General features: G+C 69.7%; 9 protein-coding genes. All 9 read right to left on the bottom strand.

All coding sequences use genetic code 11. The annotated features are described in order from the left end of the window. Positions 1–1960, bottom strand: a 1960-nt coding sequence (locus A9W96_RS17960; protein WP_067141756.1) for a hypothetical protein, incomplete at its 3' end; no start/stop codon positions are given. Position 1961: 1 nt separating this feature from the next. Further along, the gene (locus A9W96_RS17955) at positions 1962–4613 is read right to left on the bottom strand and encodes a hypothetical protein (protein WP_067141753.1); all 2652 of its coding nucleotides are present in this window, start codon (positions 4611–4613) and stop codon (positions 1962–1964) included. Between the two features lie 2 nt (positions 4614–4615). Then, positions 4616–8161, bottom strand: a complete 3546-nt coding sequence (locus tag A9W96_RS17950) for a tubulin-like doman-containing protein (RefSeq protein WP_067141750.1) — start codon at positions 8159–8161, stop codon at positions 4616–4618. Beyond that, positions 8161–11160: a VWA domain-containing protein gene (locus A9W96_RS17945; RefSeq protein WP_231999726.1), complete on the bottom strand. Its 3000-nt coding sequence runs from the start codon at positions 11158–11160 to the stop codon at positions 8161–8163. Before A9W96_RS17945 ends, A9W96_RS17950 begins: the two co-directional genes overlap by 1 nt. After that, on the bottom strand, positions 11160–11720 hold the full coding sequence (locus tag A9W96_RS17940; protein ID WP_066871529.1) for a hypothetical protein: 561 nt from the start codon (positions 11718–11720) through the stop codon (positions 11160–11162). The genes A9W96_RS17945 and A9W96_RS17940 overlap by 1 nt, the downstream gene beginning before the upstream one ends. Before the next feature lie 11 nt (positions 11721–11731). Beyond that, positions 11732–12397 carry a DUF4190 domain-containing protein gene (locus tag A9W96_RS17935; protein WP_066871526.1) on the bottom strand — a complete coding sequence of 222 codons (666 nt, stop codon included), beginning with the start codon at positions 12395–12397 and terminating at the stop codon, positions 11732–11734. 4 nt (positions 12398–12401) lie between these two features. After that, the gene (locus tag A9W96_RS17930; protein WP_066871523.1) at positions 12402–13079 is read right to left on the bottom strand and encodes a DUF4190 domain-containing protein; all 678 of its coding nucleotides are present in this window, start codon (positions 13077–13079) and stop codon (positions 12402–12404) included. Between the two features lie 367 nt (positions 13080–13446). Further along, positions 13447–14226 carry an Rv3717 family N-acetylmuramoyl-L-alanine amidase gene (locus tag A9W96_RS17925; protein WP_067141745.1) on the bottom strand — a complete coding sequence of 260 codons (780 nt, stop codon included), beginning with the start codon at positions 14224–14226 and terminating at the stop codon, positions 13447–13449. Between the two features lie 19 nt (positions 14227–14245). Further along, a partial coding sequence (locus A9W96_RS17920; protein WP_067141743.1) for a condensation domain-containing protein occupies positions 14246–15421 on the bottom strand: 1176 nt, incomplete at its 5' end.

The following is a 15421-nucleotide window of genomic DNA, read 5'->3' as shown; positions in this document are numbered from 1 at the left end:
TGTTGACGAACAACCTGATCCATCCGCGCCGGCCCCGCAGATCGACGGCCCACGGCTCGGCGGTTCCCGCGGTGGTCAACGCCGACCACCGCAGTTCCTTGGACGGCGTGGCCGCCAAGCCACCCTGCGCGTCCAGCGGTGCCGCGTCGAGCGCCTCGCCATCGGTGGGCGACAACGGAATTCGATCCGGGTGGTTGATCAGCACGAACGCCGGCGACCCGGGCACGTCGTATTCGGACCGCATATAGATGGTGGCGTGCGACGGTTGCCCCGCCGGGTCGCGGCTCAACTGCACCGCGTATTGCAGCCGCAGCAGGCCGGCGTACTCGATGCTGCGGACGGGCCCGATGGCGCGGCGGCCCGCGGAGAAGGCCACCGGCGCCAGATGCAGGGAACACCCGCTCACCGGGAGCTTGCCGTTGGGCAGTTGCAGGCCGCCGTACTTTTCGTATTGCTCGACGGTGATTTCGTAGGACGTGCCGGTCAGCCCGTTGCGCGGGTCGTAGCCCTTGGGCGCCAGGTACACCACGACGACGGCGGCGCCTTGCGGCCAGTCGAATGTCAGGACCTGCTTGTTGCAGTACTCGGCCAGTTCGACGTCGCGGATGGCTCCGGTGCGTACCGAGCAGAAGGTCTTGCCCAGCAACGCACGTCCCGCCAGCACGGTGACCGGGGTGAAGTAGGCGCGACTCCAGTCCGTCGGCCAGGACACCCCCGACATCGTCGACCGCGGCCGTCCATCGGGGCCTGGCTGCTCGCTAATCGGTTGTGTCAAGCGCAAATCCGGGGTCAGCCCGATCTGCTCGAGCGCCGCCTCGGGCAAGTCGTTGGCCTCGGCCCCGGCCGCCGGACCGGTCTGGCTGCGATAGATCACCACTTCACCCGCGGCCGGCGGCTTCCAGGTGAGTTCGAAGCCCTCGGCCGACCCCGGTGCCGACGTCACCATCAGGTCGGTGACCGGTGTCAGGACGGCGGCGATTTCGACGTCGGCCTCCACCGCCGCCGCCAGCCGCAGCACGCCGTTGACCGGGACGGCCGCCCGAATCCGGTACAGGTAATGGCGACCGGGAGCCGGGTCGGAGTCCACGAATCCCGCCCGATTGTCGCGGTCGAGCAGGATCCGATGCTGCGGACCCTCACGACCGGCTTCCTCGACCGGCAACCGGGACACAAATACGGCGCTCACCGCCGAAGGCACTGTCCAGCTGCCGATGACCTTGCCGTTGTCCTGTCGAACGACGCAATCGCGCACCGGGCTGACCGCGACACCCTCGGCGTGCTTGATGGGTTGCGCCGCAAGCGCTTCCGCGCGGGTCGCACCGACGTTCGCCCAGACCTGGTAGTAGCGCACCGCCGCGGCCGAGGGCAGCGGGTCGGCCGCGGTCGTCGCGGTGGTGGCCGCCACCAGCCGGGCCCGATCCGGAGAGTACGGTGCGTTGTCCTCCTGAGCGACCAGCCGGTAGATCACCACGGCCTCGCCGCCCGCCAGGTACGGCGTCCAGGCCAGCTCGCAACCATCGGCGTCGTCGCGGGATGGTCTGACGGTGACCGCGGCCAGCGGGCCGGTCTGTTCGCCGAAGGTGTAGGCGGCGAAATCGCTGGGGCTCAGCGGTGGTTGGACGCCAGCCCCGCCGTCGGCCAGTGCCGCCGCGCCGGTCGGCTCACCGTCGGGTTCCACCGCGGACAGGCTTCCCGGGCGGTGATGGCGGCCCGGCGATGATTCCGAGTCCACCTCGGCCAGCACGGCCGCCAGCTCCTCGGCATAGTCGGCGACCGATCCGGGCAGCATCGCCCGAATCTGTTCCACGTCAGTGCGTCCGGAACGCAGTATCAGCCGCAGGTGGGTTTCCTTGAACCCCGCCTTGGACACCGCCCCGGAGTCGATGAGGCGTTGGCGCCACGCGATCAGGGCGTTCAGGCGGGGGTCGTCGGCGTCGCCGGCGTGCTGCGGATCGGGCATGCTAGAACACCAAATCCCCGCCGGGCGGCGCGTCGCGGTGCTCGGTGTGCGTGATCACCGCGGTCTTCTCCGTTTCGAATCCCGACGCGGCCGCCAGCGGCACCTCGAAGAGGGTGAAGTCATAGGGCGCCAGGCCGTCGCTGGCCTGCACCACCGTGGCCCGGAAACCCAGGCCGGGCCGGGCGATCGTGGCGGTATCGATGGCTACCGCGCAGCGGCCCGCGGTCATCGCCGCATCGGTGAACACCGAGCCATCGAAGGGGGCGGCTTGTCCCGGCCGGTGGTCGACCACCCCGGCCGCGAACTGCTCGGAGCCCACGTGCTGGCCCATCGCGGGCGCCAACACCGCACCGGTGAGCGCCGTGCCCACCCGGTCATCCTCGGCGAACATCTGCTCGACACGCTGCCACAGGGCGTCGGCGCCGGTGGAATGCACCTGCCCGGAAGCCACCGCCGCCGACCACTGATCCAGACCCGAGGACGTCCGGAAACCCGGCATGCGATAGAGCATTTCGGGGTCCTCGCGCAGTCGGCCCGCCGCCTGGGTGACCATCTCCTGCCACGGCTTGGTCAGCCAGCCGAGCGCGTAGAGGCGGCGCTGGATGGCGTGTGCCGCGTCGTCGCCACGCTCCGCGCCGGGATCGGCGACCCCGACCTGTGCGCAGCGCGGTAGGCCGTCGGAAATCAGTGGTGCGGCCGAGCGCCCCGCCGGAGCGGGCCCGAAGGGCGCGCGCAGCACCGGCCCCAGCACGCGACACCAGGACAGGTATTGGCCGTAGGCGGTGGACAGGCGGCTGACATCCTGCAGGGCGGTCTGCAGATTCGCCTGCATCATCTCGAGCTGATTCTGTTGCGATTTCCGCAGATTCATCAAGGTGAACATGTCGCGCTGGGCGAACAGGAACAGCGTCAGCGACACCGCGATGTAGAGGCCGACGAGTATGCCGCCGGTGATCAACGTGTATTTCCAGCCGGTGAACCCGGCGACCGCGATGCCGACCAGGACGACCAGCACTCCTAGCGTCGCCCAGGTCAGCGTGGCCAGGATGGTGCCGATGGCCTGTTGGCGGGCGCGCACCTTCTCGTCGATCGAGATCTCGCTGGCCGCCCGCTGGATCTGTTCGGCGATCTGCGCCACCTCGGTGCGGGCCCGCCCCAGGAAGTCGGCCAGGATCGATCCCGCCTGCCAGGCATAGCTTTTCGATGCGTGCTGCTGCCAGCGCTCCAGCTCGGTCGACGCCCCGCGGGCCTCCACGCCCGCGGCGGGATCGGAGTAGGCGCGTTGCAGCCGCTGGCGCAGATCGGCGGCGCCGAGCACGTCGGCCGGCTCCAGGTCGGTGACGCCGATCACCGCGGCCAGCGATGTCGGGATGGCCGTGAACCGATCCGCGCGACTGGGTACGACGTCGGCGGCGTTGGCCAGCACACCGACGCCCGCGCCCACCTGGATCGGGTCGAGCCCCTTGGCGCGGCGCCCGCCGTCGGCAAGGGTCAGCGCGCCGTTGACGAAGTCGATCCACAGCGGGCTGAGATCCTGGTGCGCCAGTTGCGCGTTGGCCGCGGATCCGCCGATCGCCGCGTTGAGCGTGTCGGCGCTGCGGCCGAGGTCCTGCCAGTCGGCGAGCTGACTGCTGGTGACCACCGAGAACGCGGATTCGCGGCCGCCGAACACGGTGCCCTGCACCGTCGAGGCCAACACCGCCGATACCGACCCCTTGACCGCCGACAGCCACGCCGACGGGGCGTTACGCAGGGCCCCGCCCATGAAGCGCAGGAACATCTTCAGCGCCGCCCAGATCGAAATAGCCTGCGTGGCAACGTCGTCGGCGCCCATCCGCGGCCCGCGAAGCACGTCGCGGTGTTTGGTCCACAGCGCGCGGGCCATCGTCTGGGTGGCCGCCGAAACGTCCTCGACGTAGAGCACGGGCACCTGGCCGCCGTGCGGCAGCGGCAGCCGTCCGGCCGGATCGAACAGTCGCGCGCGCAGCCGACGTTCCACGTCGGCGGTGTCCAGGCTGCGGTAGAACGCGCGCACCGCACGCAACGTCTGGCCCGGCAGGATCTCCACACTGTCGAAGGGGGTCTGCTGCACGTCGGCCCACAATCCGGCCACCGCGGCGACCACCGGCGCGGCACGCTGGGCCAGATCCAGCGGTTCGGCCAGGTGTCCCCACGGCACCGCGCCCAGCCCGGGCGCCGGCGAATCCTCCGGTGCGATCAGCAGGTTGTGCCAGCCCTCCACGACCACCGACGCGCTGAGCTGACTGGCTCCGGCCCGCCCACTGGTGAGCAACATCCGCAGCAGCGTCATCCTCGCTCCCCTGGCGGTGCTGCGCACCACCTGTTCGACGAACTGCTCGGCGGCCAGGGGCGCCCGCTGATCCGCCGGAGCTTCGAGCGGAACCAACACCGCCACCCGGACCCGGTCGTAGGGCTTGGCGGTCAATACCTGCTGCAGCACAACGGTTTCCGACCGCCCGTCGCGGACCATCGTCGCCGTTGTGGCTGGCCCGCGCGCATCGCCGGCGTCCACCCAGACGAAGACGCCCAGCAGTCCCGCGGCGGAGTAATCGCACAGGACACCGAGCAGCTCGTCGGTATGCAGGTGAGGCGAGACGATCACCGTGAGGGCGTTGTCACTGGATACCACCATGGTCAGAACGTCCCGCCTTCGGGAATCACCACGGGCGCACCGCCGTCGAGCACCGGACCGCCCGCCGCCGCGCCGGCCGCCAGCGCCTCGGCCTCGTGCTGGATCAGGTTGATCAGCGCGCCGGTCGCCGCGTACACGTCGGGTGCCAGGTCGCGGAACATCGGCGTGTTCGACGCCGTGGTGCGCGTCGGCACCGTGGTGAACGCCCCGCCGGGGGTGGCCCCGGCCATGTCCGCCGGAAGATACTGCGCGGCAACGTCGCGGATGGTGGTCAGCCACTCGATCGCCGCCGCGGCGCGTGCGTCGGCGGTCTGGGCCTCGGCGATCCCGGGCACCCGGGACTGCACGCCGGGTGTGCTCGAGATCCCTTGCAGGAATTCACGCAGCAGCCCCTGGGCGGACAGCGCGACGATGCCGCTCGCGGGGTCTTGCGAATGCGCGTCGTAGAGCTCGCGCAGCACGCTGTAGGGCCGCAGCGATCGCATCACCGGCGGCTCGTGCGATTGCGCGATCGCCAGCAGGATCGATTCCAGCACCGCGGGCAACCAGTCGTAGGGGGCATGGAACGCCGACGGCGGCGTCAGCAGCGGGTTCGGAAAGTTCAGCCACTGCCCGCTGTCGGCGTCGTAGATCCGCACCGGCTCGGTGAACGGCGACGCCGGGATCTGGATGCGGCCCAGCAGCTGACCGACGAACCAGCCGCCGGTCATGGTGCGCCGCTGCTCATCGGTCATCGGCAGGGACGCCGAAAGCGGCCGGGAGCGACGGTATTTCCAGAAGGCGCCGCGCCCGGGCCCCGCGGTCTGCGCCCACTGCTGGGCGGCGGGCTTGAGCACCGAGTCGAACGCCAGCGGCGAATAGTTCGGATACGAGCCGAAGATGTCGATGCGGGTCACGCTGTCCTCGTCGGACAGCGAACGCCCGTAGTTGTCCTTCGTCGCCTGGTCGATGCGCGGATTGTTGCGGATCACCTCGAACAGTTCCCGGTCGACGGGTTGGCCGGCGAACGGAATCTCGGAGAACTTGTAGCGGTACTCGGTCTGCTGACCGGGGTGCACCCGCTGCAGGGCCTGGTCGTTGACGCTGGCCAGCGGTCGCGCCAGCGACAGCGCCTCGGCGAACTTGGTGGCGATGTCGCGGCGGCGCGCCACCAGTTCGGACTCCGAGGCGCCCGCGCCCTGCACGTAGTCGCGCAGCGACACCTTGCAGAATTCCGCGAACGACTCCCCGGGCCGCTCGACGTACAGCCGGGCCCGGCGCAGCAATTCGACTGGGCGGGTATGGATGTCGAACTGCGCGATCGAGGGCACCCGGGCGCGGCCGGTCTCGGGGTCGGTGCCCAGCGCGCGGGTGACCCAGGTGGCGGTGCGCTCGATCAACCCACCGGGTGCGGCCACACCGCCGGTGGTCTGCCACTCGCCCAGGATCACCCGCGCGGTCGCCTCCTCGATGGCCGACTGCAGCGGGATCATCGCGTTGGCGCCGGCCACCGCCTTGGGCAGATCGGCCTCGTAGCGTCCCTTGAAGGCGGTCGAATTGATCAGCAGCACTTCGTTGTTCGCTTCGGCGAACCGGCTGGGCACCAGCTCGTCGGCGTCCGCCGGCCAGGCCGCGTACTGATCGGTGGCCAGGCGGGCCAGCCCGACGTCGGTGGGCGGCTCCGAGCGGGCGATCTCCAGCTGAATCATGGCCTCGCTGAGCCGATCCCGCAGCGGCACCAGCAGTTCCACACCCACCACGCGCATCACGTCGGCGATGCGGGCGGCCGCGTCGGCGAACAGCTGACGGCGCACCGTCGCGCGGAATCCGTCCACCACGGCCGCCACCACCTGGTCGGTGTTCGTCATCACCCCGTGCAGGGACCTCAGTCCGGCGTCCACCTGCGGCGAGATCGCCACGATGTCGGGCGGGCCCATGTTGCCCAGCTGCGCAACCCCGGCGGTCAGCTGGTCGTCGATGTGGCGGCGCAGCTGGTCGACCACTTCACGCGCAAAGGGCAGCCCCAGCGACGCGATGGCCGCGCCGACCACCTTTTCGAGCCGGTTGGCGAAGTCCTGGTGCCACTGAAAAGCCATGGCGTAGGCCGCATCCGCGCACGCCCGGATCAACTCGGCGCGCCGGTTCTGCACGGCTTGGCGCATGATCGGCACCCACTGTTCGGCCGCGACGCCTTCCGGGTTCGGCAGGTGGTTGCGCAGCTGACGGTCGATCAGACCGTTGACCGTGGCGGCGACGGCGTCGGCGGTGAAGGCTTCGGTGCCGATCCAGCGGCCGAGCTGGCTCACCCTGGTCTGCTCGTCGCCGGCGCTAGGCGGTAGCCCGAGTTCGCCGCACAGCGAGGCCCATTGGCTGGACAGCAGCGAATCCAGCTGTTCGGTGCTCGACGCCGGGTTGCCCTTCTGCATGTGCCCGTCGAGCAGCTTGTCCACGCAGCTGCGGGCGAGCCGCTGGGCGGCGTATTCGGCGTAGCGGTCGCGGCCCATGCTCAGGCTGGAGAAACCGTAGGTGCCCCAGGGCAGCACGTCCCACGACGAGATGCCCCAGCCCAGCAGGTCCCGGTCGCCCACCGGCGACGCGGTGTTGCCCAGGTCGTAGGCGACGAACTGGTCGCTGGCCCGCCCGCTCATCATCAGTCCGGCCAGCCCGCGCGCCAGCCCCCGGTACACCGCGTACTGCGAGCCGTCCCCGAACAGGGTGCGGTCGGCGCCGATGTAGCGGCCCACCGGAAACACCCGCGCGAACGGGATCGGTTCTCCCTCACCGTGATGGTGGCCCAGGGCGCGCAGGATTCGCACGTCGTGTTCGCGGGCCGCACCGGACTGGCTGGCCACGATCTCGCCGAGCATCGCCAGCGCATTGGCCCGCACACCGATGATGGCGCTCTGCGGCAGCGAGTCGAAAATGTCCGGGGTGACCATGAATACGCCCATCAACCGGGGATCCAGACCGGTGACCAGGGTCAGCAGCCGGCACACGTCCAGGGCCATCGACGCGCCCGCACCGCCGGCCATCGACGACACCACCAACACCAGCGGCGGTTCGTTGGGGTCGAACCTGCCCATGCCCGGCACGTCGACCGTCGACATCTCCGAGACGGTCTCGACGCGAAACAGCGTGTCCCACGCGGCCTGCAGGCGGGCGTGGATTTCGGCGGCCTTGCTCAGGGTGATCATCCGCCCGATCGCCCGGTACTGCCCGGCGCCGGCCGAGATCGGGATCGACACCTCCTGCGGGTTGCGCGGCGCCCAGGTGGCGATGGTGTCCAGCGCCGATTCGGCCGCCAGCCGTTGGGACAGCGCACCGTCAAGGACGGCGTAGCTGCTGCCCTGGGGGCCGCAGCCGACGTAGCTGCCGCCCTGGGCGGGCACGTTCGCCAGTCCCTCCGGGCCCGACTCGGCGGCGCTGGGGACGTCGATGTGCACGAATTGCCAACCGGCCAGCAGCTTTTCGATCCCAGCGGTGTGCAGTTCGGAGCGCAGCTGGTCCATCATGAGGGACAGCGTGGCGCCGCCGGAACCGCCGCAGCCCACTACCAGGAAACGTCGCATCAGGTGCCCTCTCCGAACGGGTCGAATGGATCTGGGTCATATCGATAGGAGGGTTGTGTCGCCTCGGTCGGCGGGAGCCCGGGCGGCCCGCCCTCCTTGCGCTCGTCGCGCTCATCGCGCTCGACAGGCTCGTCGTCGTACCGGTAGCCCGCGACCATCGTGTCGTCCTGGCGGGGTACCGGTTCGGGTATGGGCCGCTCCTGTGTCTCCGCCTCATTGAAGCCCGGCGGCACCGGGCCCGTCGCGGCGGGCGGTGGCGGAGCCGGCCTCGGAGCCGGAACGGGAGCCGAAGGCGCCGAAACGGGCGCGCCCCCGAACGGTGAATCGGTGCCCCCGAAGGGATCGTCCCCGGCCGGGCCGGCCACGACGCCGGCGGGCGTGTCGCCGAACGGCGAGGCCGTCTCGCCCGGTGCGGCGAACGGCGCAGTCAGTCCCGCCTGCACCGCGCGCAGCCGCAGCCCGGCGAGCAGGTCGGGCAGCCGTTGGGCGATGTCTTCGTAGAGCCGCTCACGCGTGGTGGTGTCGGTGGTACCGGCCACCAACACCAGCACCTCGGCGGCGTTTTCGGGCCCGGACGGGTTGTGCAGGAGCACCCAGGTGTTGTGCACCGCCAGTGGGAGCACCGCGCGCAGGCCGGTCTTGTCAGATCCGGGAAGCTTCGACCCGACGCTGACCACACCCTCGGCGTCGACGACCACATGGCCGGAGCCAAACGGGCTGCGCCCCAGCACGACCGAGAGGTTCACCCCGGCCACGGAGAGCTGGCGCGTGCCGCCGGGCGGCAGCCCGGTTACCGGTTGCACCAGATCGGTGTCGGCCATCGCGAACGGTTCACCGCCACGCAGCACCGCGTCGTGCTCGACCGCCACCGGGATGCGTTCGGCCAGCAGCGGATTGTCGGGAATCTTGCTGACCCACCACTTCGACGCGTACAGCAGCGCCAGGGGGATGCCGGGACCCAGCAGCAGCGCGGCGATGAGCACCAGAATGAAGTTGGTGGTGTTGAGCGGGTTGATCATCGACGCCGTGAACGCCACCGGCACGGTCTGGGCGTCGTCGGGATTGTCCAGCGTTGAAACATGAATGGGCACAGTGCCGTTGAGGCCGCCGTGGCCGTTGTGGTCGGTGTGCAAAGTGACCGACAGCTGTGCGGTCTCCCCCGCCTGCACCTTCAGGCAGTGCTGGCCCGAATTCGTCGGCGAACCCACGTGCGGCGTGCCGATGCCGTCGGGTGCGCCCGACACCGTCGCGGTATCGGTGTCGCTGATCCAGGCGCAACCGGGGCCGGTGATGTTCAGCGTCGCCGTCGCGCCCTTGGCGCCCTCGACGGTGCCGAAGTCGATGCGCTCACCCGGGGTGGGCAGGCCGACCTTGGGCAGGATCTGCACGGGCACATCGACTTCCTGCGGCGACAACTGGGTGCCGGCGATCGGTCCGCCGTTCAGATCGGTGGTGTCGGCGGTGGTGATCACCAGCGACATCCGCAGCGTCGCGTGCCCGGGGGCGACCTTGGTCAGGTCGGCGTCGACGGGTTTGGCGATGTCCTCCTTGCCGGCCGCGGTCAGCAGCGGGATGGGCGCGGCGCCGTCGGGGCCCAGCGAGGCCGACATGGTGGCCGAGCCCGCCAGGTCGCTCGGGACCATCGGCTTGCCTTGCCCGTCAACCAATCCGAAGATTAGGCCCTTGAGGGTCTGGCCGCTGTGCCAGGCGACTTTGTCGCCGCCCGTCAGGGCGGGGAAGATGTCGGTGGTGATGTGAATGCTGACCTTGGATACCGCGTCGGGGTGCTGGCCGGTGGTGTCGACGTAGACGATCGCCCACTGCCCGCTCCAGTGCGGGGCGTTGCCGTTCTGCAGCGAGATCGTCTGCGCCGATTCGGATTGCCATTGGTAGTTCACCGAGACGCCGTCGACGTTGACGTTTTGGGCGCCGTCCTTCTTGGGCAGCGGCAGGATCTGCCCGGTCGGCGAGACGAGGTAGGGCTCGACCCCGGGCACGCCGCCGGAGCCCAGGATGTTGACCTCTTTGATGGACCGGTCCAGCACGAAGTTGTGCCGCGCCTCCGGGCACACCTTGAGCGGGCACACCCCGCCCTGGTCGGTCACGCCGGGATCCGGGTTGAGGGCGTCGAACGCGAACAACATGTCGTCGATGTTGGCGACGGGAAAGAAGTCGCCGGGCACCGGATCTGTGATGGCGCCGCACGCCAGGCCCTGCAGTCCCTTGCCGGTGCTGATCGCCGACATCACGTTGAAGTCACCGGGAGTCTGCTTGGCGCCCAGCCCGATTCCCAGCATGATGATGTTGCTCGACCGCAGCTGGTCGGCCAGACCGCTGGGGCGGCAGATGGATTGGACGGCCTTCTGGGTGGTGTCGGGGATTCCGTTCGGCGAGTCCAGCGGAACCCCGTCGGCGTAGGGCTTGGTGATCGGTCGGGCGGTGAAATCGATCATGCCGTCGGAGAACCAGGCGATGGCCTGGCAGCGCTGACCCTTGTTGGCCGCGCCGCCGTGTGTGGTCAGCGCCTGCCGGGCGCCGTCGAGGGCCAGCCAATAGTCGGTGTCGATGCCGGTGTTCTTCTTGGCGATCGGATCCAGCGACGCCCCGACGCTGTCGGCGGTCGAGCCGGTGAGTTGAGTCCAATCATGTTCGGGGGCATAGGTATCGGAGAAACCGGCGACCGCGACGTCGAGTTTTGCGCTCACCCGGTCGGCGTACTTGCCCAGCGTCTGCACCAGGTAGCGGGCGGCCTGCACCCGCGCGGCCTGCGGGTCGGTCTGCTGCAGGCTGCTCGACTCGTCGAACAACAACAGCAGATCGCCGGTCTTCTGCGCGGCCAGGCATGCGCCGAACCGGCTGGCCCCCGGCGATCCGGTGGCCGACGCGACGGGCGCCCAGCCGACCAGGTTCAGCACCACGACCAAGAAGGCGGCCGCGGCGACACGCGCCAGCATCGCAAGGCCGTTGCGGCCGCGCCGTATTCGAGAGGAGTCCGCCACTACAACGTCCCCGCCCACAGCGCGATCTGCCAGGCCCCCACGGCGATTCCGATGAGGCAGACCACCAGCACCACCCAGTACAGCGTCGACGTCCAGGTCGGCGCGGAATAGATGGCCTCGGTGCGGCGCCGGGTGTCGACCCGGCTGAAGATCGCCAGGGCGCCGATCGCCAGCGGCCCGGCCGACAACCACCCGGCGACCGCGGCCGCGATCATCGGGCCGCCCAACGCGCTGGCTCCGGCCAGGGCCACACCGACGAGAGCCAGCGCCAGCGCCACCGCGAACCAGACGAGCGGCGGCCCGGCCGTCGTCAGCGCGCCCACGCCCGCCGGGTTCGCGGTCAGCTGCCCGAAGGCGTCGCGGCCGCCGGTCGGGTCGAACGCGGGCGGGCCCGGAAACGCATCCGGGCGCGCCGGGGCCGGTCGCTGGTTGGCCCACGGATCGAAGCCGCCCGAGTAACCCCCACCCGGCTGCCCCTGCGCGGGCGCCTGGCCGCCCCCGGCCGGGGCCTGCTTGCCCGGGCCAAAGTCGCTGAAGTCAAAGGGGTTTGGTGCGTTCATCGTCGCCGATCTCAATACGGGTTCAGGCACAGGGCGAAGGAGCGGTCGGGGGGCGCGGCCACGTATACCGAGTTGCACTGGTTGCTCGAGCCCACCCGCGCGGCGACCGTGTACACCCCGTCGCGGTGCTCGCAGTCGACACCGAACAGGTCCAGGGCGTCATTGCCCGTGCTGTTGCGCAGCTGAAGCTCCACGCAGGTGCCGATCGGCACGGTGGCCAGGTCGAGCTTCGGGCCGCGCGGCACCGTGGTCGGCGGCGCGACCGACGTGATGGTTCGGGGCGGCAAGGGCCTGGGCAGCGTGGAACTGGATGCGGTCGTCGGCGTCGAACCGCTGGGACGGGTGCCCCAGTACACGCCGCCGAGGATCAGCAGGACACACATCAGGTAGCCGATCACCAGGCCGGCGATGGCGGCCGGACGACCCCGCTCACCGCTGCGATTGATCTGCGGCAAGGCGAGGTGACCCAGCACGATGCCGGCGGGCGGAACGATCACCCCGAAGATCGGCGAGAGCACCGCGAGCGTGTTGTAGTCCGCGCGCGGCGGCTGTCCGCCAAACGGCGCACCCGGGTAGCCAACCGGGGTGGTGGGCGCAGCGCCGTATGACACCGTCGGCGGCTGTCCGCCAAAGGGATCGTTGGACTGCGGCGCAAAGGGATCGTCGCTGGGATACATCAATTCACCCCTTGAAGTCGACGATGCAGGCATACACGGTCTTGTTGTGGTTCCACAGCGTCGTGGGGGTCTTACAGGAGTCGTTCGAGAGCAGCTGGGTCACCTGCAGCACGCCCTCGCGCACCTCGCACTTGACCGGGTAGATGGTGATGAAGTCCGCCTTCTCCGACGGGTCGGGCTTGTTCTGCTGGACCTCGATGCAGTCGCCCACCCGAAGATCGCTGACCGAGACGCTCGGGCGCTGCGCCGGCGGTGGCGTGATCACCGTCGTGCGCGGCGGCGTCGGCGGCACGTACGGGCTGGGGGCCGCCGTCTTGACCGTGTCCGAGTCGGACCCACTGGTCACGATCCACACCGCCAGCGCACCGACCGCCAGCACGATGATGAGGTAGGAGGCCGTCAGGCCGAAGATGGCGCGGTCGCGGCCGCGCTGGTGGCGCTGGCGGATCTGGGACAGCGCGATGTGCCCCAGCGCGGCACCGGCCGGCGCGAAGACGAACGCGAAGATGGCCGACAGCGTGGCCAGCGTGTTGGTCTCGGGCTTCGGAGCCGACGGGAAGCCACCGGACCCCGCGGGCGAATGACCGGGTTGGTGCTGCCCGAACGCCGGCCCCTGGGCACCAGGCTGACCCCCGAAAGGGTCACCGCCGAACGGATCCTGATAACCGCCGCTATAGGTCATCGGCGCCCCTCGATGCAGGGCCGGAGCTGGTCACCCATCCCCCTCATCAATGCCATCCCATTCCCCGCCACCGCGCCGTTGGGCGGCGTTCGCCGTCACCGCATGCCTGAAAACTCGTGACGTCCCACCGCAAAATCAACATAGTCGGTGCAGGCACGACGCACTCTTTTTCCACCAGAAGGACCTTTCGGTACTGCTACATATAGTGCTGCGCGGTACACACGCGCAATTTAGACTGCGGCCCGGCGTTCGCTGTCCGCTTCGCCCTGGCGTTAACTGCAGCATCGGACCGACTGCTGCAGGACGTGCATAAGTTCGCTGCGCAACGCTCGGGGGCCGACGGGCAATTAGCTCGCTCGCGGTCACGCTAGCCGGTCGCGGCTTTGGAGTTCAGAAAGGCGACTATCCCCTGGGTGACCGCGGCGGCATATTTCGCCCGGCCGTCCGGATTTTCCATTCGCGCGACGTCACCGGCGTTTTTCATGTTGCCGAGTTCGACCAGCACCGCGGGGTACTGGGCCAGGTTCAGGCCGGCCAGGTCGTCGCGCCCGTAGAGGCCGTCCGAGCCGATGTAGTTCGCCGGGGTGAAGCCGGATTGAACGAGGGCGTCCCGCACCGCATGCGCCAGCTGCACGGCGGGCCCGGCTTGGACGTCACCCAGCGGCGGGCTCGAGTAGTTGACGTGGAATCCGCTGCCCGACGGCGGCCCGCCGTCGGCGTGAATGCTCACGATCGCGTCCGGGCGCATGGCGTTGGCCGCCGCCGCGCGCTGGTCGATGCACGGCCCGACACCGTTGTCGCCGTCCCGCGACAGCTGGGTGCGCACGCCCATCTGGTTCAGCGCATCGTTGATCAACGCCACCACGGCCCAGGTGAACGCATGCTCGGGATATCCGTCGTCGGCTGCCGCGCCCGACGTTTGACACGGCTTGGTGCCGCCGCGGCCGTTGGGGACCTGCTGGTTGATCGACGCGTCGTTCACGGCGTTGTGGCCCGGGTCGAGAAAAACGGACATTCCGGCCACCCCCGCATTTGCCCGCGGGCCGGGCAGCAATGCGGCGGCGGTGACGATCGCCGACAGGAGACCGGCGACCTTCAGGGCGTCGCGGCGTGCGATGGATCGCGGCCCGCCCGGGCAATCGCTCACCGCGCGATGGTAGCAATCGTCAGTACTCCTCCAGGGCGGCCATCAGTGCCTCCTCAACGCCCTTCAAGAAGCTGGCCGGCACGTTGTAGCCACACGTCACCATCCGGAGCCTGCCCTCGTAGGTGGTGACTCCGGTCAGATATTCGCCATCGGTCTGGCTGAGCACCACCGGTCCCCACACCGCCGTCGGGCGCAAAGGGCCTACGCCATCGAGGTTTCGCACGCCGAGGTTGGTGATCATGATGTCCCACGGACTGGTCCGGCTGAAAAGCTCCTCGGCCTCGGCGGTTTCGGCGTCGACGGTGATCATCTGTTCCAGGTCGGTTGCGGCGGCACGGATTCCGCGCGCCGATCGGGCCACCCGCAGGTGTGCGGTCGTCGCACGAGCCTGCTCCCAGAACGGTGTGCCGTCCCACGGCGTGTGTCCCGTCGCGGTCGGCACGATGCACATGGCGCAGTCGCCCTCGATTCCGAGGATCGGCCGCAGGTTCATCGGGCTGAGGACGCGGATGAATTCTTCGCCGCGGTCCGTGGCCCGCACGCGGCATTTCGCGACCACCAACGCGGCGTGCACCGTGGTGCGTTCGGCGCGGCACCGCGCTACCAGCCGCGCGGTGTCCGCATGGGTCATCGCCAGGGTGCGCACGTTGGTCGGGGTGCCATCGAAGGGACGCAGGACGCTGGGTGTGGTCATCCGCGGGTCGTCCGGCACGGCGGGGTCCGGCGGCTCGGCCGAGTGAAGGACTTCGGCGACGATCTGTTCTTGTGGTTGCGGCACAGGCAAACTCGTCAAGGCCTCGCCGTTGAGCGCGGCGATCACGTCGCGGAGCACGACGGTGGAACTGATTCCGTCCGCGACCGTGTGGTCGAAGGTGAGCAGCACCGCGCTACGCCAAGCGCTCTGCAGCAACAACGCTCGTATCAGCGGCGCCCGCGAACGGTCGAACGGCCGGGTGAGCTCCTCGGCCGCGGCTGCTTGCCAGGCCAGCTCCGGGCCGCGGCGCACGGTCAGCTCGACGGGCGGGACGTCCGCCGCACGATAGAAGCCCAGACGCGAGCCGGGGTGGTCCTCGATGTGCACGGATAGCAGGGGATGGCGTCGCAGAACGGCGGCCAAGGCGGCCCGCAGCGGCTTTTCGGCAAGCACCGCACCGAATTCCGCCACGATCGAGAAATGCGCGGGATTGCGTTCGCT

Origin of the sequence: Mycobacterium sp. 1245852.3 (genome assembly GCF_001669335.1) — a bacterium.
GTDB classification, from domain to species: Bacteria; Actinomycetota; Actinomycetes; order Mycobacteriales; family Mycobacteriaceae; genus Mycobacterium; species Mycobacterium europaeum_A.
Note: the sequence above shows the minus strand (reverse complement) of the source record. Positions and strands in the feature narration are given on the sequence as shown.

What these genes read in the sequence shown, in the direction of transcription:
- A9W96_RS17955 (WP_067141753.1), bottom strand. Translation starts at nt 4,613, where the DNA reads ATGGTGGTATCCAGTGACAACGCCCTCACGGTGATCGTCTCGCCTCAC.
- A9W96_RS17950 (WP_067141750.1), bottom strand. Translation starts at nt 8,161, where the DNA reads ATGCGACGTTTCCTGGTAGTGGGCTGCGGCGGTTCCGGCGGCGCCACG.
- A9W96_RS17940 (WP_066871529.1), bottom strand. Translation starts at nt 11,720, where the DNA reads ATGAACGCACCAAACCCCTTTGACTTCAGCGACTTTGGCCCGGGCAAG.
- A9W96_RS17935 (WP_066871526.1), bottom strand. Translation starts at nt 12,397, where the DNA reads ATGTATCCCAGCGACGATCCCTTTGCGCCGCAGTCCAACGATCCCTTT.
- A9W96_RS17930 (WP_066871523.1), bottom strand. Translation starts at nt 13,079, where the DNA reads ATGACCTATAGCGGCGGTTATCAGGATCCGTTCGGCGGTGACCCTTTC.